Below are 23220 nucleotides of genomic sequence, written 5' to 3'. Positions count from 1 at the left end.
CTCCCCTGCGGACGAACCCCGAAAGGCCGTCGGCAACGGGGTCTCGAACTCCCGAGATTCCCAGACTACGCCTGCGGCGGGGAGCCGCAATCGGCCCCGGCGCGCTCAGCTCTTGTGCCGGGGGCCCGGCCGGGGCGCCACGGTGTCGGAGTTGCGGTTGCACTGGCAGTAGGGGCATGCGCGCCGGTCCCGCTGGGGCACTCCGGGCATCGCGACGGGCTCGAACCCGATGTGTGCCGCCAGGGACGTGCGGGGGCCGGCGGCGAGGGTGGTGGGTGTCATGGTCTGCCTCCTCGGACAGGAATGCGGAACGGTTCACGGGCCACTCCACCACCGCCCGGCGCGGCGAGCTTCCTCCCATCGGAGGACCGCGTGGACGACGGCACGGTTGGGGTGAACTGCGCTGCGCTGCGGGCGCTTTGGTGCGTTCCGGCCGCCCGGCCGGTGCGGGACTCGGCGGCCGCGACCGGGACCACATGGGCCGACGGCGCGAGGGCGATGGGCATCACCGTTCCCGCGGTGAGGACCAGGGCTGCGAGGGCGCGTACGGCGAACATCACGGCTCCTTCGGTTGCCTGTACGCCACCCTGGCGCGGATCGCGCGGGTGCGGATCGACCGATCGGAGGGCGTGCCGGGCGCCCTCGGAGGCTCCCGCGGAGGACTCGGCGTTCACCCCGTGATCCCGCGTCCGGACCTGCCCGGAGCCCGCCGCGCGGCGCGAGACTTGCCGGTGCGCTGCCCCGTACCTCCGGCGGCACCCCGTCCGTCCCACGAGCATTGGTCCGCCATGATCACCATCAGTCGGGTTCCCGCCGCGCAGGGCGCAGGGGTGGCCCGGAAGACCTTCTTCGGGCACCCCCGTGGCCTGGCCACGCTCTTCCTCACCGAGATGTGGGAGCGGTTCAGTTTCTACGGGATGCGGGCGCTGCTGCCCCTCTACCTGATCTCGGGCGGGCCCGCCGCCGCGGCCGGTTCCCAGGGCCACGGCCTGGCCATGAGCGGCTCCACCACGCTCGCCATCACCTCGCTCTACATGGCGATGGTGTACCTGCCCTGCATGGCGGGCGGCTGGCTGGCCGACAGGCTGTGGGGCCCGCGGCGCACCGTCATCGTGGCCGGGTGCGTGATCATCTGCGGGCACCTGTTGCTGGCGGTGCCGGGCCTGCCCCCGTTCTTCGGCGGGCTGGCGCTGGTCGCGGTCGGCTCGGGCCTGCTGAAGCCGAACGTGTCCACGATGGTCGGCCACCTCTACGACGGGCCCGACGACCCCCGCCGTGACGGCGGCTTCACCGTGTTCTACATGGGCATCAACCTCGGCGCCCTGCTGGCCCCGCTGGTCATCGGCACGATCGGGCAGCAGTACTCCTGGCACCTGGGCTTCGCGCTCGCCGCCGTCGGCATGGCACTCGGACTGGCCCAGTTCGTGCTGGGCACCCGCCACATGCGCGGCGTCCACGACGATGTTCCCGAGCCGCTGGAGCGGGGCCGGCTCGGCTCCGTCACGCGCACGTTCGGGCTCTGGCTGGGGGCGGTCGCGGTCTGCTACGCCGCACTCGTGGTGTCCGGGCACTACACGCTGAAGTGGGCACTGGTGCCGCTGGGACTGGCGGGTGTCGCCATCCCGGTCGCCGTCCTGGTCCGGATCCGGCGGGACCGGGAGCTGGACGCGGGCGAGCGGTCCCGGATGAACTCCTACGTGTGGCTCTTCGCGGCCGCCGCCGTGTTCTGGATGGTGTACGACCAGGGTGCCTCGACCATGGCCGTCTTCGGCGCGAACAGCACCAGTGGCCACGTCTTCGGCCTCGGGTTCCCGAGTTCCTGGCTCCAGTCCGCGAACCCGGTGTTCATCATGCTGCTCGGGCCGGTGTTCGCGTGGGGCTGGCTCCGGCTGGCGCGGAGCCGCAGGGAACCCACGGCCACGGTCAAGTTCGCCCTCGGCCTGGGCCTGGTCGGCGTGTCCTTCCTCGTCTTCGTGGTGCCGATGGCCATGGCCGCCGGGGGCGCCGAGGTCAGCCCCCTGTGGCTGGTGTCGATCTACCTGATCCAGACCGTGGGCGAGCTGTCCCTGTCGCCCGTCGGCCTCTCGGTGACCACGAGGATGGCACCGCTGAAGTACGCGAGCCAGACCATGGGCATCTGGTTCCTGGCCGTGACCGCCGGCGACAGCGTGGCCTCTCTCCTGGTGCTGTCCGGGGTGAACCTGGGCACGACGCCGGTCGTCGCCGCGGAAGGCTGCCTGGCCCTCCTCGCCGGGCTGGCCCTGTTCCTGAGGCGCAGGCGGGTCGATGCCTGGCGCCCCGCCACCGCCCCCTGACGTACGCGCCCGGAGGCCCGGCCTTCGTCCGCGGTGCGGTCCGAACGCAGGACAAGGAGCGCCGGACGGTGTCCCTACGGTGGCAGCCGGGCTCGACGCCCACCCGGCGGCGCCCCGCCTCCGGCAGCAGCACACCCCGGAGGCAGGAGGACTGCGATGGTCGACCGGAGCGGAGCCGCCCGGCTCCCGTCGACGCCCCGGATCCCGGCCGCCCCGACGTGCGTGATCGTCGGCCACGGTGTGATGGGCCGGATGCAGCGGGCCAAGCTGGCCGAGCTGGGCGTACGGACCGTCGCCGTGGTCGACCCCGGGCAGGCGGGGACGGTGCTCGACTCCCGTGTCCCGGTGGTGGGTTCTCTCGACGAGGTGCCCGCGCCCGCGTCGGTGGGCCTGTGGAGCGTGTGCACCCCGACGGCCGCGCACGCCGCGGCGTTCCGGCGGATCGCCCTGCTGGCACCGCGGGCGGACGTCATCGTGGAGAAGCCGGTCTGCCTCCCGCAGGACGTACCGGAGATGTGCCGCGCGCTCGACGCCCACCGGGGCCGGGTCAGCGTGGACGAGCTCTACCTCTCCTCCGCGGTCCCCGAAGCGGTGGCGGAGGCGGTGCTGGCGGTGCCCGGTGCCACCGTCACCCGCGTCGTCGTGGAGATGACGAAGCACCGGGGGCTCGACACGGCACGGGGGCGGTTCGAGGACCGGGCCCTCGGCGCCCTCGGGTACGAGGGACCGCACCTGCTGGGCGTCCTCGACGCGCTCGGGCGGCTGCTCGGCGTGTCCCTGGCCCCTGCCTCCCCCGCCGTCTGCGGGTTCGACGGGGCGTGGGGCGCGGACGGCTCCCCGCCCCAGGACGGGGCCGAGGTGTCGTACCGCGCCGCCGCCGGATGCGAGGTGGTCCTGAGCACCTCGCTCGTCGGCCGCACCCGGCACCGCACGCAGCCCTCGATCCCCTACGGCTCGCGGCGCCGCCACCGGGTCCTCGAGGTCGAGGCCACGGACCGGGAGGGCCGTGTGTGGACGGTGCTCGGGGCGTTCGCCCCGACGGGACTCCAGGAGCGCGACAGCGGCACGCTCGCCGTACTGCGCGACGGGCTGCCGCTCGCACCGCCGCGGGCGGTGTACGACGACCCGCTGGGCCGCCATCTGCGGCGGATCCTGCGGTACTTCGCGGGAGCCGGACCCGACCCGGCACCCGCCCGGCACTGCATGGAGCACGTGGCGCTCCTGCACCAGTGGGTCTCGACGGCACGGACCGCCGCCGCGGACCGCGCCGCGGAACGGCCCGCGGCCTGAGAGAAAGGCGAGAAGGAGATGTCCTACCAGCGCTCATACGAACGGCGGCTGCGCGTCGGCCTGGTCGGCCTCGGCGGACACGGCTACCGGACCCTGCTGCCCGCGCTCAACAACCTGCCGGTCCGCCTCGACGCGGTGTGCGACCTGGACGCCGGCCTGGCCGTCCAGACGGCGCGGCAGTACGGCGCCGCCCCCTACACCCGCCAGTGCGACATGCTCGCGGGGCAGGAGCTCGACGCCGTCCTGCTGGCGGCGCCACCCCGGGAACATCCCGCGCTGGCGGTCGAGGCCCTGCACCACGGAATGCACGTGTGGATGGAGAAGCCCCCAGCGGTACGCGCCGCCGATCTCGATCCCGTGATCGCCGCGCGCGGCGACCGGGTCGTCGTGGTCGGCCTGAAGAAGGTGTTCATGCCCGCGGCGCGCAAGGCCCTGGAGCTGCTGGCGCTGCCCGGCACGGGACGGCTAACGAGCCTGTACGCCCGGTACGCGCTGTCCGTTCCGGAGACCGGCGCGGAGTTGCCGTCACGGCGGGACTCCAGCCACTGGCTCGCCGAGGGCTGCCACCCGCTGTCGCTGCTGCTGGCCGCGGGCGGGCCGGTGGAGGGGGTCGAGGTGCATCGCGGCGGGCTGGGCGACTGCGTGTGCGTCCTGCGCTTCGCGGGCGGCGCTCTGGGGGTGCTCCAGATGAGCGAGCACCTGAGCATGTCCCAGCCGTTCGAGCAGTACACGTTCGTCGCCGAGCACGGCACGGCCGAGATCCTCAACGGCAGCCGGGTCACGTTCCAGCGGGGCATCCCCTACGAGTACGGCGGGACGACCGGCTTCGCGCCCGAGGGCACGGACGGCGGTCTGCTCACGTGGGAGCCGCAGCACAGCCGGGCTTCGCTGGAGAACCGGTCGGACTTCGTCCAGGGCATCCACGCCGAGCTGGACCATTTCTGCCGGAGCGTGCTGGAGGGCCGGCCCGCCACCACCGGCACCCTGGAGTTCGCCCGTGAGGTCATGGAGGTGTACGAGGCGGCGCTGCTCGCCGGGTGAGGCGGAGCGCCCATGGGAAGTGGGCTGTCGGGGCCGACTTCCGGCCCCGACAGCCCACTCGATGTTCCGTTCAGGAACGGGTCCCCGTCGCTTCCGCGGCGGCGCGGCGGGCCGTGGCGCGCCGGACGGTGGACACGCGGGAACACGGCTGGCACAGCAGGGCCGGCCGGCTCGTGGCGCCGACGGGGACCGGGCTGAATCCGAGGTGGGACGACAGGGTGGCTCGGTTCGCGGACATGGCTCTCCTCTTTTCGGGTGAAGGGGGTGCGGGGCTCCTCACCGGCCGTCCGGTCCGGCCCCGCGGGATGCCCCCTCAGCCTAGGAACCGGGCGGGACGGGCCGGGTCCTCCAGGCGGACGACGGCCCGGGTGAACGCACCCTGCGGCCGTGCGGGTCAGCCGGCCGCGTGGTCCGCGAGGTGCGTCAGGAGGTGCGGGTCGACGCGGTCGGCGTGCCCGTCGGGCAGCCAGTGGCCGGCGCCCTTCAGGACCTCGAAGCGGTAGCGGGCGTCGATCCAGGCGCCGGTGCCTTCGGCGGCCGTCCGGCCCAGGGCGCCGTCCTGGTCGCCCCACAGGTACAGCGTGGGCACGCGGATGCGGCCGCCGGGCAGGGTGAGGGCTTCGGGCAGCGCCCGGTACCAGTTGAGTGCGGCCGTGAGCGCGCCGGGCTCGGAGAACCGGTCGACGTAGGAGTCGACCAGGCCGGGTGGCAGGGAGTCTCCGTAGGCCCGCCGCAGGGCGGCGGCGCCGTCGGCCAGCAGGTCGGCCTCCGCGACGCCGTCGGGACGGCGGAAACGCCGGACGTATGCGCTGCGGCGGGCCTGGTCGGGATCGGACCGCAGGGCTGCGGCGATGGCCTGCGGGTGCGGGGTGGACAGGATGGTGAGCGAGGCCAGGAGTTCCGGGTGCTCGGTCGCGAAGGCCCAGGCGACCAGTCCGCCCCAGTCGTGGCCCACCAGGTGGAACGGTCCGCTTCCGAGGGCCTGCGAGAACGCGAGGGCGTCGGCGACGAGCCGGTCGACGGTGTAGTCGGCCACGCGGTGGGGACGGGCACCTCGCGCGTAGCCGCGCTGGTCGACGGCGAGTGCCCGGTACCCGGCCCGGGCGAGGCTGGTGAGCTGCTCCGTCCACGAATCCGCGAACTGGGGGAACCCGTGCAGGAGCAGGACCTTCTCGCCGCCGTGCGGACCGGCGGCGAGGGCGGTGTGGACATGGCGGCCGACGGCGACGGCGGTCCGTGCCACGGCGGCGCCGTCATCGGTCGCCCGCTCGGCCGACACGCTGTTGGGGGCTTCGTTGCCCGTCTCGTACTTCATGGGTCTCGTCGCCTTTCCGGTGGGGATGCCGACCGCCCCGCCCGCGGGAGCGGTCGGGGCGGTCGGGGCGGTCGGGGCGGCTGCGTTGCGAACGGGCGGGGGCCGGCCCCCGCATCCGCTTGCGCCGGTCCCTCCACTGAACCTGCCGGGCTCCTCCCGCGGTGTCATCCGATCGGTCCCCCGGCCGGACGAACGAACCCGACGCCGGCACCCGCGGTGTCGCGGGCGGTACGCCGGGCTCCCGGCCAGAGGGCGTGGCCGACGACCAGTGCGATCGCGCAGCCGATCAGGCTGTCCGCCATCAGTTGCCCGGCCAGCTCGGTGCCCTCCAGGTTGCTCAGGTCGGACAGCAGCAGGATCACGGGGGTGATGGCCGCCGTCTGGAAGCCGTAGCCGCGGCGGGAGAGGACGGGGAGCAGCGCGCCCAGCAGCATCAGCACGGGCACCTCCCACCAGCCGCGCGGTACGGCGGCGAACACGGCTACGGCCGCCACGAGTCCCGCGGCGGTGCCGACGGCCCGCAGCAGGGCGCGGGAGAAGACCGAACCGAGGTCCGGCTTGAGGACGAAGACCACGGTGACGGGCACCCAGTAGGCCCGTTCGTACGGCATCAGCAGCACGAGGGCCTCGGCGAGCCCCACGCACACGGCGAGCCGGAGTCCGTAGCGCCACGGTGCGGGCGAGCGGAGGAAGGCGCGCAACCGGCGGGCCGGTACGCCGGTGAGGGCGTGCCGGGTGCGGGGCTCCGGGGGCCCGGTGGGGGCGCAGAGGACCAGGACCAGCAGGCCGCCGCCGGCCGTCAGGAGGGGCGGGAGCCACCACGGTGCGGTGGACGGTGGTACTCCGGCCGCCAGGACGGCGTTCAGCAGGAGCATCAGCCCCGCCAGGGAGGCGGTGCGTCCGAGTGACGAGAGCATCCCGGACAGCAGGGCCAGGGCCGTCAGCACCCCGAACGCCGTCCAGCCGCGGCCGTCGACGAGTCCGCCGAGGGCAGCGCCCGCGGCGCCGAGCAGGAGGCAGGCCGTGACGGTGCGCAGCCGGGTCCGGCGGGCGGGCGCCATGGCGGCGAGTACGCCGAAGAGGCCGCCCAGGGAGGCGAGCGCACCGTACTCGGGGTGGTGGAAGGCCAGTCCCACGGCCAGGGGCGCGGCCAGCGCGACGGCCGCCCGGACGGTTTCGGTTCCGGGGAGGTACCGGCGCACGGCACGTGATGCGGCGCGGGGGCCGGGGCGGTCCATGCGGGGTCCTTTGCGGGCGGGCGGGCGACACGGTCGGGACCAGCACACCAGCGGCCGGCCACCCCGGGGGTCCTGCCATCGGACCATCGGCCGGAGGACCCTGCCGCGCGGGGCGCGGACGGTCAGCCCCCCGTCCACCGCACGAGGCTGGTGGGCCGCATGTCCGTCCACCGGGCGTCGACGTGGTCCAGGCACTGCTGCCGTCCGGCCCGTTCCAGGGACACGCTCCAGCCCGCGGGCACGGCCTTCCAGCGGGGCCACAGGGAGTACTGGCCCTCGTCGTTGACGAGCACGGCGTAGTCGGTGTCCTCGTTGTCGAAGGGGTTCATGGGGGTGTCACCTTTCGCGGTCGGTGCGGGGGGTGGTGGCCGTGCGCAGGGCGTCGGCCACGAGGGGTCCGGTGGTGCCGATCCAGCCGGGTGAGAACAGGTCGTGGTGTCCGCAGGGGACGCGCGCCGTGGTGCAATCGCCGGCGACGTACGGGTACCAGGCTTCGTGGAGCCGTCGCCACGGGCCGTCGTGGGCTGCGCAGACCAGCAGCAGGTCGCCGGCGAGCCGCCGCGGCCGGTACGTGCGGGCCACCCGGAGGTGGTGGGCGAAGCCGCGGCGCAGCGACGGCCACAGTGCGCGGTCGGTCGCGGCGAGGAGGGCCGTCAGCCCCTCGTCCTCGGTCGGTCCTGCCGTGCGCGGTCCGGTTTCCTCGGGGAACGCCTCGGCCGGGTAGCCGTCGACGACGCAGAGGAACGCCACGTCCTCGCCTGCCGCACGCAGTTCGGTGGCGATGGCGTGTGCGACCAGGCCGCCGAAGGACCAGCCCAGGAGGTGGTAGGGGCCGCTGGGCTGGATGCTGCGCAGGTGCACGGTGTACCGACGGGCCAGTTCCTCGACGCTCGTGGGGGCGAAGCCGGGGTCCGTGAGGGCGGGGCTCTGGAGGCCGTACACCGGCCGGTCGGGGTCGAGGTACGGGACCAGGGGTGCGTAGCACCAGCTCAGTCCGGCGCCGGGGTGGACGCAGAACAGCGGGGGCAGGGAGCCCTCTTGGCGCAGGGGCAGCAGGACGTCGGTGGCGTGGGTTCCGGTGGAGGGGTGGTGGAGGTGGGGGGTGAGGCCGGCGATGGTGGGGTGCTGGAAGAGGGTGGTGAGGGGGAGTTCGGTGTGCAGGGTGGTGCGGATGCGGCTGATGAGTCGGGTGGCGAGGAGTGAGTGGCCGCCGAGTTCGAAGAAGTTGTCGTCGATCGTGACGGCGGGAACTCCGAGTACCTCGGCGTAGAGGCCGGCGAGGACGCTCTCCTCCGGGGTGCCGGGCAGACGTCCCCGGGGGTTGGTGGCGGGAGTCGGGGGCGCGGGAAGGGCCTTGCGGTCGAGCTTGCCGTGCGGGGTCAGGGGCAGGGCGTCCAAGACCACGAAACCAGCCGGCACCATGTGCGCGGGCAGCCGGTCCTCCAGCCAACCCCGCAACTCCGCGGTGGCCGTGCTCGCGTCGGTGGTCATGGTGGTGACGGTGTAGGCGGTGAGGCGGGTGTCGCCGTCGGGGGTGGTGTGGGGCACGACCGCGGCCTGCAGGACGTCGGGGTGCTGGAGCAGGGTGTGCCGGATCTCCTCGGGCTCGATCCGGAACCCGCGTATTTTGACCTGGTGATCGCTGCGGCCGCGGTGATACAGGGTGCCGTCGGCGTGGCGCACCGCGAGGTCGCCGGTGCGGTACATGCGGGTACCGGGCGGACCGTACGGGTCGGCGACGAACCGCTCCGCCGTACGAGCCGGCTGATCGTGATAGCCACGCGCCAGAGCCGTGCCCGCCAGATACACCTCACCGACCGCACCGGGCGGCACCGGACACAGCCCCTCGTCCAGGACGTACACCCGTACGTTGCTCAGGGCGTCGCCCAGCGGGATGTCCTGGGGACGGCGTGCCGTGTCGGACGGGACCTCGCAGGCGGTCACCACGTGCGTCTCCGTCGGGCCGTAGTGGTTGTGCAGGCGGCGGGAGGGCTCCTCGTCGAGGAACCGGAGGAGGGCGGGTCCCGGGACCAGTGCTTCCCCCGCCTGGACGATCGTGCGGAGGGACGGCAGGGACAGTCCTGCGCGCTCGGCGGCTTCGGCGGTCGAGTCGATGACCAGATTGGGGGCGAAGAGTTCGCCCACCTGCTCCTTGTCGAGCCACCTCGCGAAGGCGTCCGGGTCCCGCCGGGTCTCCTCGTCCGGGATGGCCAGGGACTTGCCGGTGGTGAGGGCGGAGAGGATCTCCTGCACCGAGACGTCGAAGCTCAGTGAGGTGAACAGCGCCACCACGGGCGGAGCTTCGGTGTTCCCGGCCTCCCTCGTCTCCTCTTCCTCGGCGTGCCACAGGAGCAGGTTCAGCAGGGCTTCGGCCGGCATGACGACGCCTTTGGGGGTGCCGGTGGTGCCGGAGGTGTGGATGAGGTAGGCGGGGTGCTGGGGGTGCAGGGGTGTGGTGCGGTCGTCGTCGGTGGGGTCGGTGGCAGGCAGACCCGCGAGCAGGAGCGTGTCGAGGTGGAGCAGGGGCGTACCGGTCCGCGGCAGCAGGCCGGCCTGCTCCGTGGTGGTCAGCAACAGCCGGGGGCGCGTCGCCTCCAGGATCGCGGACGTACGCTGCACCGGATGGGCGGCATCGAGCGGCAGGTACGCTGCTCCCGCCTTCAGCACCGCGAGCAGCGCCGTGACCGTCAGAGTGGAACGGGGCACCGCCAGGGCCACCACGTCCTCCGGACCGATCCCGTACGCACCGATCAGATGGTGCGCGAGCCGGTTCGCCGCCCCGTTCAACTCGGCGTAGGTCAACGCACCGTCCGGGCCCGAGACCGCCGTCGCGCACGGCGTACGCGCGACCTGCCCCTCGAAGAGACCCGGGAAGGTGGTGTCGGACGGGAGGGACGAAGGTGTGTCGGGACGACTCATCGCTGGTGACTCTCGCAATCGGGAGTTCTGGCCGGTGACCCGATCACGCTAGGAATCCGGGCCGGTCCGGCGCTCCCTCCGTCCGGACGAACGGGGGGAGGACGCATCGCGGCCGTCACGCTGCGCAACCGGCGGGATCCCGGACGAACGCGACGGAGCCCCCTGCCGCGTAGCTGTGGCAGGGGGCTCCGTCGCGCCGGGGACCTACTCCCCGGGGGTCATCCGCCGTGCTGCATGCCGTGACCCGAGGGCTGGTGACCCGAGGGGGTGTGGCCCGGTCCCTTGGGACCGGCGGCGCCCGGGCCCGAGGGGGCCTGGCTCGGGACACCGTGGCGGACGATGTCCAGCACGGCCATCATTCCCATGTTCTCGTGGTTCAGGATGTGGCAGTGCAGGACCGTCTTTCCGGTGAAGTCGAGGAACTTGGTACGGATGACGACCGTGCCCCTGACGGGCACCGTCACGGTGTCGTACCAGCCGCGCGACGCACTGACAGGTGCCCCGTTGACGCTCATCAGCTGGAACTGGTTGGTGTGGACGTGGAAGGAGTGCTGCTCGTCGGTGTTGTTCTGGACGGTCCACTCCTCGACCGTGTTCAGGCGTGAGGTGAAGTCGATCCGGTCGGGATCGTAGGTGTTGCCGTTGATGTAGAACTCGGTCCCGTCCGCGTTCTCCGTGTACGTGACGGTCTTGCGGGCGGCAACCTCCGCGTGGGACAGGTCCATTTCCGGGCCGAACCGGGACGGCAGCCTCGCCGGCTTCATCGGCTTGCCCTCGGTCAGCACCGTGGCGAGGTCCGCCTGCGGGAACTGGTTGCCGGCCGGCCCCGTGTCGTAGGGCAGCGTCTCGAGCCGGGCGACCCCCGGCTCCTGCCCGGCCTGCACCAGGACGTCGAACCGGGCTCCGGCGGCGATGACCAGGCTGCTCGCGGAGTACACCCGGCTCACCGGGTGCCCGTCCTGGCCGATCACGTGGAACGTGGAGCCGGGGAGGTGGAGCTTGTAGTAGATGTTGGCGCCGATGTTGGCCAGCCGCCACAGCTGCGTCTCCCCCGGGCGCATGTGGATGACGGGGTTCTGCTGCCCGTTGACGGTCCGGTTGGTGGCGGCACCGATGCTCAGCGGCGAGGTCTTGATCGAGTCTCCGTCGACCTGGTCGTCCTTCAGGCCGATGGTGTGCTCGGTGATGTCCTTGAGATCGTCCGGCAGGTACTGGCGGAGATCGTCGATGATGAGCACGCCGGACTGCCCGCCCGCCACCTGCGCGGCCGAGTAGAAGTGCGCGTGGGAGTGGTACCAGTACGTACCCGGCAGGATGCTCTTCGGCAGCTCGTACCGGTAGTCGCGCGACTGCCCGTACGGGATGGCGATGAAGATGTCATCGGCCGGAGGGCGCGGGGACACGTGCAGTCCGTGCAGGTGGATGTTGGTGTCCTGGTCCACACGGTTCGTCATCCGCAGTTCGATGACGTCGCCGGGCCGGGCCCGGAGCGTGGGTGGCATGTAACGGCCGTTGTACGTGAGCGCGTACAGCATCTGGTCGCCGACCTGCACCCGCTTGCGTTCCACCGTGATGGACGCCCGCAGGATCCCGTGGTGGCTCACGATTTCGGGCGGGTCCTCCAGACGGGGCCCCAGCGGTGAGGGAGGATTCCGGTCCGTTCGCACACCGGCGCCGGCGAGTGCCGCGTCGGCAGGGGGTGCCTGGGCCGTGGTGAAGAAGGCGGCAAGCAGGAAGACGGTCGCCCAGAACGCTGTCAGTCGGGGCCGCATTTCGGTCTCTCCTCGGGGGTTCGTCCGGTGTTCCAGCTCCAGATATCACCTCGTGACGACGAGGCGCGGAACACGGGCGGGTGACCCCGCGGAGTTCGCCCGACCAGCCCCCCGCGCGTCCTGGCGTCCTCTCCTGCCCGGCTTCGTCGGCGCGCGACGGTGCCCGGGCCGAGACGGCCCGGGCACGGTTGTCGACGGCTATGCCGCGTGGCGGCGGACGGGGACGGACGACGCCCGGGTGAAGCAGGCGTGGATGCACAGGCCGCCGCAGGCGTCCTTGCGCAGGACGCTCTCGGCCATCATCTGCCAGTGGGGCAGCGGGATCAGTGCGAGGTCTTCGGTGGACCGGCCCGGGGCGGCCGGTGTCCTGGTGGTAACGGCGTTCATGGTTCCTCCCGTGAGGGGTGGGTGCGGGTTTCCGCCTCGTCCAGCACACCACCGGCCCCCGGTGCCGGGTGTCCTGCCTTCGGACGATGGGCGGGAGGAGGTCACAGGGGGCCGAAGCGATAGCCGAAGCCGCGGACCGTCTGGACGTAGCGGGGGTGTTGGCCCTCGTCCTCCACCGCGTGGCGCAGGCGGCGCACGCAGGCGTCCACCATGCGCGTGTCCGCGGCGCCTTCGTGGTTGCCGATGTGGTCGAGGAGCTGGGCGCGGCTGAAGACCCGGCCCGGGAACTCCGTCAGGTGGAGCAGGAGACGCAGTGCGGAGGGGGTCAGGGACAGCGGCCTGCCGTCCTTGCGGACGGTCAGCCCGGCGCGGTCGATGACGAGTCCGCCGTGGACCTCGTGCTGCGGCGCCGCGGCCATCGGCCCGGTGCGCCGCAGCACCGCCCTGATCCGGGCCTCGACGACGTCCGCCGAGGCCGGTTTGACGAGGTAGTCGTCGGCGCCCGTGTCGAGGCCCTCGACGACGTGGTTCTCCTCACCGCGCCCGCTCACCATGATCACCGGTACGGGATGGCGTTCGCGTATCCGCCGGCAGAGCGCGAACCCGTCCAGGCACGGCAGCCCCACGTCGAGCAGGACGAGGTCGGGCCCGAACCTGGTGAGGGCCGCCAGCGCCTCCTCCCCGGTGCCGAAGGCCGCCACCTCGTGCCCGCGGCGCACCAGGCTCAGCCAGGTCATCTCGCGCAGCGCCGGATCGTCCTCGACCAGGAGGATACGGGGCATGTCGCGTACTTCCGTTCGGGTGTGCGGGGCCGGATCGCCACGGTTCGGGACGGGCGCGGCTGGTGCCGCTGGTACGGCGGCACCGTGCCGCCCGGTCGAAAACTAGGGGCGGCGGGGTCCGCCGGTCGTGAGTACCCACCACCCAAAGCGGCGGCCGGCCGAACGGGCCGGCTACGGCGCGTGCCCGTTCGGCCGGAGTACGGCCGCGAGGTCCCCACGGCCGCCGACGCCGAGCTTGTGGTAGATGCGGTTGAGGTGGTTCTCCACGGTGCGCGGGGAGATGTGCAGGTCGGCGCCCATCTGCTTGTTGGACACGCCGCGGGAGGCCAGCAGGGCGATCTCGGTCTCCCGCTCGCTCAGGCGGGTGGCCGCCTGGGCGACGCGCAGCACGGGGGTGAGGGCTCCCTGGCACCGGTCGAGGAAGGTCGAGGCGGTCCGGGCCGCGGCCCGGGCCAGGCGTTCACGACCCTGGGTGCGCAGTGACGCCGCGGCGGTGCAGGCCGCTTCCGCGGCGAGGAGGTCGGCCCCGCAGGCGTGGAAGCGGTCCGCCAGCTCCAGCAGGCCGTCGGGATCGCGGTCGCGCCATGCCCGGGCGAGTGCGGAGCGGGCCAGGTGGCGGGGCTCGGGCAGCTCCGCGGCGATCTCCGACAGCCGTGGAGCCGCCTCGGCCGCTCCGCCCAGTCGGGTCAGATCGGTCAGCAGGACCGATTCGCGCCAGGTGTGGCCGCGGCTGCGCGCCTGTTCGGCGGCGGTGGTGAGCAGGTGCCGGGCCCGGCCGACCTCGCCCCGGCAGGCGGCGGTCCAGGCTGCGGCGAAGGCGTGGTCCGGGGCGGCCGCGAAGGCGTGGTCCGGGGCGGCGTCCGACGGCACGGCCCGCCGGCCCTCTTCCAGGGCCGAGGTCGCGGCCTCCAGGTCGCCCTGCTGGGCCGCGGCGGCGGCCTGCAGGAACAGGGCCTCGGTATACAGGGCCGCGTGCTGGGCGCGGGTGGCCCGGACCACCTCGGCGAACAGCAGGCGCGCCTGCTCCAGCCGGCCGCCGGCCAGCGCGGCCCGTCCCAGCGCCATCGCCAGCCATCTGCTCTCGTACGGATCGAACGGGCGCCGTCCGCCGCAGGGCCGGGGCCGCTGACCGTGGGCCAGTGCCTCCCGGTACCGTCCGGCGGCGGTCAGGGCGTTGACCAGAACCGTGTCCCGGGCCACGGCCGCGGTCACTTCCGCGTACGGGTCGCGGGCGGACACCGGTATCGCCGTACCGGCCGCTGCGCGGGCCACCGCCACCGCCTCGTCGGCACGGCCCAGGCAGGCGAGGGACAGGGCTTCGAGGAGCTGGGCGCGCACCGTGAGGCGTGCCGTCGCGGGTTCGAGGGCCGCCCGGGAGCGTTCGAAGGCCGTGCACAGGTCCAGCGTGCTCCGGAACTCGCCGGCCCCGAAGGCGGCCGCGCCCCTCAGCAGGGACAGCTCCGCACGGCCGACCGCCGTGGTGACGCGCGAGCCGCACTCCTCGATGGCCGCCCGGCAGCGGTCCGTGGCGCCGCCCAGCCCGTAGACGAAGTTGTGCACGCGCGCGGCGAGGGTGTCACGGACCTCCCGCTCGTCGTCGGCGAGCGCGGCGGCCTGGGCGAGGGCCCATTCCGCCCGGGTGCAGTCCCCGGCTCTGAACAGCGCCTGGCCCAGGAGGTGCAGGGCCTCGTAGTCGCGCTGGGTGGTTGGTACGGACTCCAGGAGCCGGCGCGCCCGGTCGAGGTCCTCCAGGTCGGCGGCGTGCCGGACCGCCTCGGCCATGGCACCCGGCAGGCTGTGGCCGGTGGCCCGGAGCGTGAGGGTGGCCCGCATGCCGCGGTCGCCGCTCCTGCGGGAGCCGTGCTCCTCGTTCCACGCCAGGTAGTGGAGCAGGAGGCGGCGGCTGCGGACCTCCGGCATGTCGTGTTGCAGGACGACCGTGTGGAGCGGCTGGGCCAGCCGGACCGAGGTCCGTCGTCCGTCGCGCGTCACGGTGACCAGCCCCGCGCGTTCCAGCGCCGTGAGCTGCTCGTGATCGAGGTGTTCCAGCGCGTACGCCAGGGGACAGGGGCCGCAGGCCGCGAGCACCTCCAGCTTCCGGGTCGGTGCGACGGCCCGGAGTTGCGCGCGGAGGCGTCCTGCCAGGTGCGGGGTGAGGGGGACGTCCGGGGAGGTCAGGTCCCACACGGTCCCGTCGCTGGTCAGGGTGGACCGGGCGAGGGCCGCTCGGACGAGTTCCCGCAGCGGCAGGGGCATGCCTCCGGACAGGTGGTGGAGCCGGCTGACCGCCCGGCCGGTGACGGGCCGTCCCAGGACGTCCCTCAGCAGCGTGGCGGTCCGTGCCTCGTCGAGCGGTGCGAGGTCCACGCGCCGGACGGAGTCCTGCTCGGCCATGACGGCCGTCGCCGCCGCACCGGGGGTGTCGTGGAGGTCGCTGCGGACGGTACCGAGTACGAACACCTTTCCCGCGTCCAGCAGTTGGCGGACGAGGACCGTCGAGGCGGTGTCGAGCAGGTGCAGGTCGTCCACGCACAGCACCGGCCGGCCGCGGAGCCCGGCCGGCCGGGGCAGATGGGCCGAGGCCCGGGCGTACAGCTGCGCCGGCCGCCTCGGGGAGACGTCCGGTGGCAGCAGGTGCGCGAGGGCTCCGAGCGGCACCCGTGCGGCGGCGGCCGTGGCGCGGGCGACGGACACCGGGTGCCCGGCGTCCGCTGCCCGGCGCCGGCACTCGGCGGCCAGCCGGGACCGTCCCGCGCCGGGCGGTCCGAAGACGAGGAAGGCGCCGAGCGAGGTGTCGTCGAGCGCGGCGGCGAACTGCTCCAGTTCCGTACCCCGCCCGGTCAACGGCCAGGTGGCGCCGGAGCCGTGGGTGTCGGTCATCGGGCCAGTAAAGGGACCGGGCGTGTTCCCGGGGTCCTCCGATGGGACGACGCGGGGTGTCGTCGTCGGACTCCGGGGGATCCGGGGCGCGGCCGAGGTCTCGGGGTGCGCGGCGATACGTCCCCCACGTGGTCCGATCGGAGGACCGGGTCCGCGGCCCGGGCCTGTTGTGCTGGTCCGGACCCCATCTCCCTCTCATCTCAGGAGGAATCATGTCCGAGACCACGCTCATGCCGACCGCCGCAGCGGGCACGACCGACTTCGGCTTCCTGCCGACGCCGCTGCCCCGCACCGGGACCAGGGAACGCGGCTGCTCCTGCATCTACTGCTTCAGCGCTCCGGCGACCTTCGTCGAACCGCCGGCGAGCGACTCCGGCGAGGCCGCGCGCACGGACCGCTGAGCGCAGCACGTGCGTGAGCCGGTACCTGCGGGTACCGGCTCACGTGCGTGATCGGGGTGCGGGTCGCGATGGCGAGCTTGTCGCATCGGGTGGCCAGGCCGCGCCACTGCTTGAGCCGGTTGATGCAGCGTCCGACGGTGTTCCGCTGGTTGTGGACCTCGGCGTCGAAGCCGGGCGGGCGGCCGCCTCGACGACCTCGCCACAGGCGGTGGCCGACCTGGTCGGACGGCTGCGGAATGACCGCGCGGATCCCGCGTCGTCGCAGATGGGACCGGATGGCGCGTGAGGAGCAGGCCCGGTCCGCGAGCACGGCCAACGGCCGTGTCCGGGGCCTGCCCGGGCCGCCTCGCGGCACGCGGATGCGGGACATGACCGCTTCGAAGGCCGGTGCGTCGCCGGCCTGGCCCGCGGTGACAGTCAGGGCCAACGGTCGTGCCCGGCCGTCTGCGGCCAGGTGGACCTTGGTGACTCTTGCTGCGACTGCCGCACCATCCTGGCGCTCGACAAATCTGGCCTCGTCTCCGACCTCCGGCCTGTAGGCCCCGGCCGATATTCCTGGCAGGGGACCTCACCATGTCCATAGAATCCTGCTTTGATGAAGAGACGCGTGCAGTTCACCGAGCAGGTTGTGCGGTTCCGTGACTACATGCCGGCGGCGGACCGGGAGAAGTTCCTGCATCTCGTTGCCAGGATCGCAGCCGAGCCCGAAGGCCCCGACAGTCACCTTGCCTACACGAGCGACGCTGTGACGCGCTCGGCCTGGGAAGACCGCGTAATGGTCCACTACGTAGTGACGAGCTTCTGGGTGGTCGTCATCGAGGCTGACATCTAGGACGCGTCGCGTGGCTTCAACGAGGTGTAGTCGGGCACAAGGGGGCCCAGCCACCTGTCGGGCCTTCGTCGTGGGCGCGGGTGCTGCGCGGGCGATCCACCGGTCCAGCACATCACCAGGTGGGCGCGTTCATCCGTACGTGACTGGGCAAGTTCATGTGTACGCCAACAGGTGCCGGTTGATAGAACGCTCCGTCACAGATCATCGCCCGGAGAACGTTGGCCCGTCGGCGGGGCAGGGCGAGTACGGGGCGATGATTCCCTTCGCGAGACGGGCCACCATGGCGGCGGCCAGCTTCTCGCCGGGCAGAGCCGTTTGCCGGCCGGCAGCGGCCTCCACTGCGGTCGCGGCGATGGCCGAGGAGTTCCTGACCTTGCGGTTCCTGAGCCAGGTTTCGATGCGCTTGACGCCGCTGCGGCGGATCGCGGCCGGGGTCTGGTAGGCGGTCAACAGAAGGACCGGGCCACGGGTCGTCACCGTCAGTGTCCGCTCCAGCGCCGGAAAAATCTCCAGTAGTCGGCCCCGGAGTCGGTTGATCTGCCGGGTGCGGTCGCAGACCAGGTCGGTGCGGCGCCTGGTCAGGGTTCGCAGGTCGACCGCGATCTCGTTGCCGGGCCGCAGGCGGCCAAGGTCGTTGCGCATCCGAGCCTGGTCGGCGATGACGAAGGCGTCCTTGGCGTCGGTCTTGCCCTGCCCGCGGTAGCCAGCGGATGCCTGGTGGACCGCCAGGCCGGTTAGGCATGCCATCGGCTGGCCGTGGTCGAGCAGCAGTCCGATCAGCAGGGCCGCGCCGCCGTGGTTGATGTCCACCGCCCACAAGATGTCCTCGGAGATCGCGAGCACGTCGGCGATCAGGTCCAGGAGTACCGTCTCGTCGTTCAGGACCCGGCGCGACAGGAGCCGGTTGCCCCGGGCGTCGATCACCACGCAGTGGTGATGCACCCGCTTGAACGGTAGGACACCCCCTAGGTGCGGCGCTCGCGGCGCGGCGGCACGTCCGTCTTCGCCTTCATGCAGGTGCCCATGCAGAAGACGCAGAAGGTCTTCGTCCAGGCGTCCTGTTCGGCCGCCGGTACCTCCAGCGGTTCGAAGGCGAGGGACTGGCCGGGCCACAGGCCACCGGCGACGGCAAGAGTGTTGTCCATGAGGGGTCCTCCCAACAGGGCGAGCGGAAATGCAGCCATCGTTCCTCCCGCCGCGACCGGTCACGGTCATGCGACCGGATGAACGTGAGGAGCACAGCCGGCCGGCCGGGCGGGCCGGCGGACAGCCGACGGGATGTGGGCGGCGGTGCGGGGCCGGATCGCCTTCTGTCGTCCCGGGGACCGTCGGATCGTAGGACAGCTGCCGGAACCGTCCGTTCCTAGAGTGATCGCGCCCGGTGGGACCGCCTCACCGGGCGGATCGGGAAGGAGACCCCATGAGCACGCACTTCCTCAGCGACGCGTTCCGGCTCGACCCCCGCACGGAGGAATCCGGCGGCGGACAGACCGGTGCCCACGGTGTCCGGGGTCGGGACCTGACGGTGCCCGACTGGATGACCACCGGCTGTGCGGACCCCGTTCCGCAGCCGTCGGCCGACCGACGGCCGCCGGCCGGCAACTGACCGCCCGCCCCCGGACGGACCCGCCACCCATGGCGCCGAAGCGACTGTTCGCACCCGAAGCCGTCGCCCTCGCGAGGATCCCGCTGAGGGCGGCGGAGCGGCCGGGCGCCGGCCGCGGCCTGCTGGCCGAGGGGATCCTGCTGGCCAGCCCGGGGCTCGCGGCCACCGACTGCGCGGAGCCACGGGCCGGGAGGGCCCTGCGGTCGTACGAGATCCGCTCGCGGACCCGGCCGACACCGCACGGCGTCTTCAGCGGCGTGGCCACGGCCCGCTTCCGGGCCGCGCCGCCGGACCGGAGTGACGGGGCGGGGCTCGCCGTCCTGTCCCTGGGGCCCGCGCACCGCACGGTGACGGCGCCCGGACCGCAATGGCTCGCCGCCGTGTACGACCGGCTGCTCGACGATCCGGTGGTGCTCGCCGGCCTCACCCTGACCACCCATGCCATGGTCCGTGCGGTGGACGGCCGGTTCGAGGTGGAACACGCCCCTCCCGCCGGGTCCTTGGCCCTGCGCAGCGTCCGGGACACCGTGGTGTCCCGGTGGCTGCTCGACGCCTGTACGGGTGCCGGCCGTTCCGCGGCCGAGGTCCTTGCCGAACTCACGGCCCGGGCTGTGGCGGACTCGGACGCGGCGGATGCCCCGGCGTCCGGGACCGCGTCCGCGGCTGCGACTGCGGCCGCACGGTCGGCCGCGGAGCGCGTGGTCCGCGCGTTGGTCCGGTCGGGTCTGCTGCTGACCGACCTCGCCCCCGACGGACGGCCCGACGAGGCGTTGCGCCGCCTCGCCCGTCGCGCACCGCGGACCCGCGACGGCAACGTCCTGCGCCGCGTCCTGGACCTCCTGGCGCGGGCCGACACGCTGCCGCCCGGTGATCCCGGGCGGTCGGCCCTGCTGCGCCGGGTCACCCGGCTGATGCGGGATCCGGCTCCCCCCGAACGGCCGCTGGTGGCCGACGCGTTCGCCGATGCCCGGATCGAGCTGCCCGCGCACCTCGGTGAACAGGCGGCCACGGCCGCCACCGTTCTGTGGCGCACGGCGGCGACGCGCCCGCCGCTGGCCGACTACCACCGGCGGTTCGTCGCCGCGTACGGCACGCAGCGCCTGGTACCGCTCAGGGAGGTACTGGACCCGGCCGTCGGCCTCGGCCCGCCCGGCGCCGACGACGGACTCGGGGTCCGGTCCGATCCCGACCCGGACCGGGACCTCCTGCTGGCCAGACTCGCCGCCGAGGCCCCGTACGGGGGTGAGGGCGGGGGCGCCGACGGTGAACTCGTCCTGACCGACGCTCTGGTCGACCGTCTGGCCGGCCCCGCACCGGATCCTCCTCCGCGGTCGGCGGAGATCCATGTCCGCTTGGTGCGTGCGGAGTCGGGTGCGCTGCGACTGGCCGTGTGCCCGTACTCCGGTTCGCAGCAGGCCGGTTCGGCGGCCGGCCGGTACGCCGCCGGGCTGAAGTGGCCCCGCCACCCGGACGACCCGCCGTCGGACGGGACGGGGCCGATGGTCGCGGAGGTCGTCTGCCGGCCGGTCGACGGGGCCGCCGCCGCGCTGACCGCCCCGGCCGGCATCGCGCCGTACCGGATCGCCCTGGACGTGCCGCCGCGGCCGGGCGACCTCGGGCCCGCCGACCTGTACCTGACGTCCGACGGGAGACAACTCGTGCTCTGGGCACCGCGGTACGGCCGGGCGGTGCGGCCCGTGGTCGGCCATCGGGCCGCACCCGGGCTGCTGCCTCCCGCCGCCCGCCTGCTGCGGCTGCTGGGGCAGGCCGGGACCCGGCCTTGGCGGACGTGGTCCTTCGGGCCCTACGACGCGCTCCCCCACACCCCGCGGGTGCGGTACCGGGAGGTGCTGCTCGCGCCGGCCCGGTGGAACCTTCCCGAGGACGTACGCGCGGCGGCCCGCCGACCGCGGGAGTTCGACGCCCGGCTGGCCGCGTGGCGGTCCGCGTCCCGGCCGGCCCCGCCGCGCACCGTCCTCGTCGACGAGGCGGACCGCCTGCTCCCGGTCGATCTCGACGACGCCCGTGACCGGGAGGTGCTGCGCAGCCGGGTGTGCCGCGGGGTGCGGGCCGTCCTCGAACCGCTGGGCGGGCCGGACACCGATCCCGCCGTCGTGCGCGGGCCGGACGGCGGCCACCTGCTGGAACTGGTGGTGTCCCTGCGCAGCACGGTGCCCGCGGTCGCCGTCCGGCTCGATCCCCGGTGCGCGGTCCGGCCCGCCGCCGCAGGACCGAGTCCGGGTCCGGGTCCGAGTCCTGGTCCGGGAGGCGATCCGGAAGCGTCGGGGCCTGCCCCTGCCAGGGCGCGACCGGGTCCTGGCCCCGCCAAGGGCCGGGCCGGGACCCGGGGTTGGCTGTCCCTGGCCGTGCAGGTGCCCGACCACCGGCAGGACGCGGTGCTGCGCCATCTCGCCGCACAGCCGCCGCGGTGCTTCTGGCTGCGGTACGCCTCACCGGAATTCGGCCCCCACCTGCGGATCCGTTTCCGTGGCGCACGCGAGGAACTCGAACGGGTGGTGCGCCCGGCCGCGGAGGAGTGGGCCGCCCGGATGGCCGCGCTCGGGCTGGCCGGCGCGGCGCGCTGGGAACCGTACCTGCCGGAGACCGAGCGCTACGGCGGGCCCGCCGGACTCGCTGCGGCAGAGGACATGTTCGTGGCGGACAGCTCCCTGGTGCTGGACGCCCTCACCGTCCTCGACCACCGCGTCCCCGGCCTCGACCCGGACGGCCCCGCCGGCCCGGGACGGGCGGCGGACGGCATCCTGCTCGCCGCCGCCGGGGCGGTGTCCGTGGCCCGCGTACTGGCCGACGCGGCGCCCGCGGCAGTCGGCCGGACCCCGCTCGACACCACGGGCCGCAGGTGGCGCGAGGCGCTGCGCGCCCGGTTCCGCTCCGCTGCGGACGACGGCCCGGTCCCGGCCGGCCTGGCCGGTCGGTGGCGTGACCGTGAGCGGGCCCTGGCCGCGTACCGGACCGTGCTGCGCGACCACGGTGAACCGTCGCGGTGGCAGGAGGTGGCGTCGCTGTGCGCCTCCGACCTGATCCATCTGCACGTCAACCGGCTCCTGGGGCCCGATCCGGCGGTGGAGCGGTTGGTGCGTTCCCTGGCCGCGGACCGGCTCCACCGCCCGTCATGACGGGCGGCAGGGAAGTCGCGGCCGCCGTCGCCCTCCGGATCGCGGACGCGCTGGCCGACCCGGCCGAGGTGGCCCGGACGCTGCCCGCGGAGCGGCGGCACACCCTGGGCGACGGCCTCGCCGGCACGGGCCTGCTGCACGCGCTGCTCGCCGGGGCCGTACCCGGGGCGGCCGCCCGTGCACGGGCGCACTGGCGGCTCGCCGCCGAGACGCTCGGGGACGCCCGGCCCGACGGGGTGTTCCGCGGGCCGGGAGGACTGGCCGCGTCGCTGCTGGCCGGCGCCGCAGTGGTGTCCCGGGGCGAAGGGCGCGCCGACACGGTAAGCGACGCGGTACGGGACGGGGTGCGCTGGCTGTCGGCGCGCACCGAAGTGATCGCGGGCCGCCCGTGGCCCGGCACCGTGCCGAGGTCCTTCGCCCTTCCCTGGACCGTCTACGACGTGATGAGCGGCCTCAGCGGCACGGGGCGGGTCCTGCTGGCGGCGTACGGGGCCGGCTGGGCCGCCGAGGCGGCACCCGGGCTGCTGGCCGCGCAGTCCGTCCTGACCCGCATGGTCCTCGGCGGGACTCCGGACCGACCGGGCTGGTGGCAGCCCGCCGGGCACCTGCCCGGGCGCGCGCCGGACCGGGGCGAGGGGGCCGCCCTCACCGGTGCGGCACACGGGATCGCCGGGCCCCTGGCCCTGCTGGCGCTCGGTGAGAGCACCGGTCCGCCGGTGGCCGGGCGACGGGAGGCGGTACGGGCCGCGGCCGACTGGCTGGTGTCCGTGCAGGAGAACGGTTCCTGGCCGCCCCGGACCCCCTACGGCGCCGCCCGGCGCACCGACCCCGGACACGGCCCCGGCCCCGGCCCCGGCCCCGGCAGGGGCTTCGGCCGCCGGGACGCGTGGTGCTACGGCTCCCCCGGCGTGGCCCGCGCCCTCGCCCTCGCCTCGACCGCGCTCGGCGATCCGGCGTACGCCCGGGTGGCCGGCCTCGCCCTGACCGCGCTGGCCGGGCGGCCCGGTACCACCTGGGACACCGACGGGGCCGGCCTGTGCCACGGCAGTGCGGGCGTCCTGGTGTGCGCGATGCGCGCCGGCCACCGGTCGCTCGTGGAGAGCGCCGCGCGGCTCACGCTGCGCCTCGCCCCGGGTCCGCCGACGGCGCGTGCCGGATCCCCGGATGCCCCCACACCGGGGGCGGCGTCGCGGTGCGGGTTCCTCGGCGGAGCGGCGGGTACCGCCCTGGCGCTGGCGCAGTACGCCGGGCTGTTGCCGCAGTCGTCCCCGGTGCCGTGGGACTGCCTGCTCCTGGCCGGCTGAC

Annotated in this window: 19 protein-coding genes and 2 pseudogenes; 8 read left to right on the top strand and 13 right to left on the bottom strand. The window is 74.0% G+C overall.

The annotated features are described in order from the left end of the window. Positions 1-105: 105 nt before the first annotated feature. On the bottom strand, positions 106-282 hold the full coding sequence (locus AB0O53_RS29650; protein ID WP_350999776.1) for a hypothetical protein: 177 nt from the start codon (positions 280-282) through the stop codon (positions 106-108). Between the two features lie 506 nt (positions 283-788). On the opposite strand from AB0O53_RS29650, the gene AB0O53_RS29645 reads away from it, so the two are divergent. The 3 genes from AB0O53_RS29645 to AB0O53_RS29635 all read left to right on the top strand — a co-directional run bounded on the left by AB0O53_RS29645 (position 789) and on the right by AB0O53_RS29635 (position 4646). Continuing rightward, positions 789-2315 carry a peptide MFS transporter gene (locus AB0O53_RS29645; protein WP_350999773.1) on the top strand — a complete coding sequence of 509 codons (1527 nt, stop codon included), beginning with the start codon at positions 789-791 and terminating at the stop codon, positions 2313-2315. 156 nt (positions 2316-2471) lie between these two features. Next, a complete protein-coding gene (locus tag AB0O53_RS29640; RefSeq protein WP_350999771.1) occupies positions 2472-3605 on the top strand; it encodes a Gfo/Idh/MocA family oxidoreductase in 1134 nt (377 codons plus the stop codon). An 18-nt stretch (positions 3606-3623) separates the two neighbouring features. After that, positions 3624-4646: a Gfo/Idh/MocA family protein gene (locus tag AB0O53_RS29635; RefSeq protein ID WP_365199712.1), complete on the top strand. Its 1023-nt coding sequence runs from the start codon at positions 3624-3626 to the stop codon at positions 4644-4646. 70 nt (positions 4647-4716) lie between these two features. Here AB0O53_RS29635 and AB0O53_RS29630 read toward each other — a convergent pair whose 3' ends face one another. The 9 genes from AB0O53_RS29630 to AB0O53_RS29590 all read right to left on the bottom strand — a co-directional run bounded on the left by AB0O53_RS29630 (position 4717) and on the right by AB0O53_RS29590 (position 15939). Next, positions 4717-4884, bottom strand: a complete 168-nt coding sequence (locus tag AB0O53_RS29630; protein ID WP_350999766.1) for a hypothetical protein — start codon at positions 4882-4884, stop codon at positions 4717-4719. A 156-nt stretch (positions 4885-5040) separates the two neighbouring features. Next, positions 5041-5961: an alpha/beta fold hydrolase gene (locus tag AB0O53_RS29625; protein ID WP_350999764.1), complete on the bottom strand. Its 921-nt coding sequence runs from the start codon at positions 5959-5961 to the stop codon at positions 5041-5043. Between the two features lie 164 nt (positions 5962-6125). Next, entirely contained in the window at positions 6126-7199 is a 1074-nt protein-coding gene (locus AB0O53_RS29620) for an FUSC family protein (RefSeq protein ID WP_350999761.1), read from the bottom strand. Positions 7200-7321: 122 nt separating this feature from the next. After that, positions 7322-7528, bottom strand: coding sequence for an MbtH family protein (locus AB0O53_RS29615; protein WP_365199707.1), 207 nt, complete (start codon positions 7526-7528; stop codon positions 7322-7324). A gap of 7 nt (positions 7529-7535) precedes the next feature. Further along, on the bottom strand, positions 7536-10118 hold the full coding sequence (locus AB0O53_RS29610; RefSeq protein ID WP_365199704.1) for an amino acid adenylation domain-containing protein: 2583 nt from the start codon (positions 10116-10118) through the stop codon (positions 7536-7538). Positions 10119-10336: 218 nt separating this feature from the next. After that, positions 10337-11890, bottom strand: a complete 1554-nt coding sequence (locus AB0O53_RS29605) for a multicopper oxidase family protein (RefSeq protein WP_365199701.1) — start codon at positions 11888-11890, stop codon at positions 10337-10339. 198 nt (positions 11891-12088) lie between these two features. Then, entirely contained in the window at positions 12089-12277 is a 189-nt protein-coding gene (locus tag AB0O53_RS29600; RefSeq protein ID WP_350999752.1) for a hypothetical protein, read from the bottom strand. Between the two features lie 101 nt (positions 12278-12378). Beyond that, positions 12379-13059, bottom strand: a complete 681-nt coding sequence (locus AB0O53_RS29595; protein WP_365199698.1) for a response regulator transcription factor — start codon at positions 13057-13059, stop codon at positions 12379-12381. Between the two features lie 171 nt (positions 13060-13230). After that, complete coding sequence (locus AB0O53_RS29590) at positions 13231-15939, bottom strand: helix-turn-helix transcriptional regulator (protein ID WP_365199695.1); 2709 nt, start codon at positions 15937-15939, stop codon at positions 13231-13233. 212 nt (positions 15940-16151) lie between these two features. On the opposite strand from AB0O53_RS29590, the gene AB0O53_RS29585 reads away from it, so the two are divergent. Next, positions 16152-16340 carry a hypothetical protein gene (locus tag AB0O53_RS29585; protein ID WP_359123714.1) on the top strand — a complete coding sequence of 63 codons (189 nt, stop codon included), beginning with the start codon at positions 16152-16154 and terminating at the stop codon, positions 16338-16340. Positions 16341-16404: 64 nt separating this feature from the next. On the opposite strand, the pseudogene AB0O53_RS29580 reads toward AB0O53_RS29585, so the two are convergent. Further along, positions 16405-16809 (bottom strand): annotated as a pseudogene (locus tag AB0O53_RS29580) (transposase); the annotation flags it as partial. Between the two features lie 138 nt (positions 16810-16947). On the opposite strand from AB0O53_RS29580, the gene AB0O53_RS29575 reads away from it, so the two are divergent. Further along, the gene (locus AB0O53_RS29575; protein ID WP_365199692.1) at positions 16948-17172 is read left to right on the top strand and encodes a hypothetical protein; all 225 of its coding nucleotides are present in this window, start codon (positions 16948-16950) and stop codon (positions 17170-17172) included. Positions 17173-17421: 249 nt separating this feature from the next. Here AB0O53_RS29575 and AB0O53_RS29570 read toward each other — a convergent pair. Both AB0O53_RS29570 and AB0O53_RS29565 read right to left on the bottom strand, forming a co-directional pair. Beyond that, positions 17422-18114 (bottom strand): annotated as a pseudogene (locus tag AB0O53_RS29570) (IS110 family transposase); the annotation flags it as partial. 23 nt (positions 18115-18137) lie between these two features. Continuing rightward, complete coding sequence (locus AB0O53_RS29565; RefSeq protein WP_350999741.1) at positions 18138-18317, bottom strand: hypothetical protein; 180 nt, start codon at positions 18315-18317, stop codon at positions 18138-18140. Between the two features lie 275 nt (positions 18318-18592). Between AB0O53_RS29565 and AB0O53_RS29560 the strand changes: the two genes are divergently transcribed. The 3 genes from AB0O53_RS29560 to AB0O53_RS29550 are packed head-to-tail and all read left to right on the top strand — an operon-like array spanning position 18593 to position 23219. After that, positions 18593-18778: a hypothetical protein gene (locus AB0O53_RS29560; protein ID WP_350999739.1), complete on the top strand. Its 186-nt coding sequence runs from the start codon at positions 18593-18595 to the stop codon at positions 18776-18778. A gap of 29 nt (positions 18779-18807) precedes the next feature. Then, entirely contained in the window at positions 18808-21915 is a 3108-nt protein-coding gene (locus AB0O53_RS29555; RefSeq protein ID WP_365199689.1) for a lantibiotic dehydratase, read from the top strand. Next, on the top strand, positions 21912-23219 hold the full coding sequence (locus AB0O53_RS29550) for a lanthionine synthetase LanC family protein (protein WP_365199686.1): 1308 nt from the start codon (positions 21912-21914) through the stop codon (positions 23217-23219). The genes AB0O53_RS29555 and AB0O53_RS29550 overlap by 4 nt, the downstream gene beginning before the upstream one ends. Position 23220 lies beyond the last annotated feature (1 nt).

This window comes from Streptomyces erythrochromogenes (assembly GCF_040684695.1).
GTDB classification, from domain to species: Bacteria; Actinomycetota; Actinomycetes; order Streptomycetales; family Streptomycetaceae; genus Streptomyces; species Streptomyces erythrochromogenes_C.
This window is presented reverse-complemented; position numbering and strand designations above follow the sequence as displayed.

Excerpts from the sequence above, each read along its gene's own strand:
- AB0O53_RS29625 (WP_350999764.1), bottom strand. The coding sequence starts at position 5,961 with ATGAAGTACGAGACGGGCAACGAAGCCCCCAACAGCGTGTCGGCCGAG.
- AB0O53_RS29600 (WP_350999752.1), bottom strand. The coding sequence starts at position 12,277 with ATGAACGCCGTTACCACCAGGACACCGGCCGCCCCGGGCCGGTCCACC.
- AB0O53_RS29590 (WP_365199695.1), bottom strand. The coding sequence starts at position 15,939 with ATGACCGACACCCACGGCTCCGGCGCCACCTGGCCGTTGACCGGGCGG.
- AB0O53_RS29640 (WP_350999771.1), top strand. The coding sequence starts at position 2,472 with ATGGTCGACCGGAGCGGAGCCGCCCGGCTCCCGTCGACGCCCCGGATC.
- AB0O53_RS29645 (WP_350999773.1), top strand. The coding sequence starts at position 789 with ATGATCACCATCAGTCGGGTTCCCGCCGCGCAGGGCGCAGGGGTGGCC.
- AB0O53_RS29565 (WP_350999741.1), bottom strand. The coding sequence starts at position 18,317 with ATGGACAACACTCTTGCCGTCGCCGGTGGCCTGTGGCCCGGCCAGTCC.
- AB0O53_RS29615 (WP_365199707.1), bottom strand. The coding sequence starts at position 7,528 with ATGAACCCCTTCGACAACGAGGACACCGACTACGCCGTGCTCGTCAAC.
- AB0O53_RS29605 (WP_365199701.1), bottom strand. The coding sequence starts at position 11,890 with ATGCGGCCCCGACTGACAGCGTTCTGGGCGACCGTCTTCCTGCTTGCC.
- AB0O53_RS29630 (WP_350999766.1), bottom strand. The coding sequence starts at position 4,884 with ATGTCCGCGAACCGAGCCACCCTGTCGTCCCACCTCGGATTCAGCCCG.
- AB0O53_RS29585 (WP_359123714.1), top strand. The coding sequence starts at position 16,152 with ATGTCCGAGACCACGCTCATGCCGACCGCCGCAGCGGGCACGACCGAC.
- AB0O53_RS29650 (WP_350999776.1), bottom strand. The coding sequence starts at position 282 with ATGACACCCACCACCCTCGCCGCCGGCCCCCGCACGTCCCTGGCGGCA.
- AB0O53_RS29560 (WP_350999739.1), top strand. The coding sequence starts at position 18,593 with ATGAGCACGCACTTCCTCAGCGACGCGTTCCGGCTCGACCCCCGCACG.
- AB0O53_RS29555 (WP_365199689.1), top strand. The coding sequence starts at position 18,808 with ATGGCGCCGAAGCGACTGTTCGCACCCGAAGCCGTCGCCCTCGCGAGG.
- AB0O53_RS29610 (WP_365199704.1), bottom strand. The coding sequence starts at position 10,118 with ATGAGTCGTCCCGACACACCTTCGTCCCTCCCGTCCGACACCACCTTC.
- AB0O53_RS29595 (WP_365199698.1), bottom strand. The coding sequence starts at position 13,059 with ATGCCCCGTATCCTCCTGGTCGAGGACGATCCGGCGCTGCGCGAGATG.
- AB0O53_RS29550 (WP_365199686.1), top strand. The coding sequence starts at position 21,912 with ATGACGGGCGGCAGGGAAGTCGCGGCCGCCGTCGCCCTCCGGATCGCG.
- AB0O53_RS29635 (WP_365199712.1), top strand. The coding sequence starts at position 3,624 with ATGTCCTACCAGCGCTCATACGAACGGCGGCTGCGCGTCGGCCTGGTC.
- AB0O53_RS29620 (WP_350999761.1), bottom strand. The coding sequence starts at position 7,199 with ATGGACCGCCCCGGCCCCCGCGCCGCATCACGTGCCGTGCGCCGGTAC.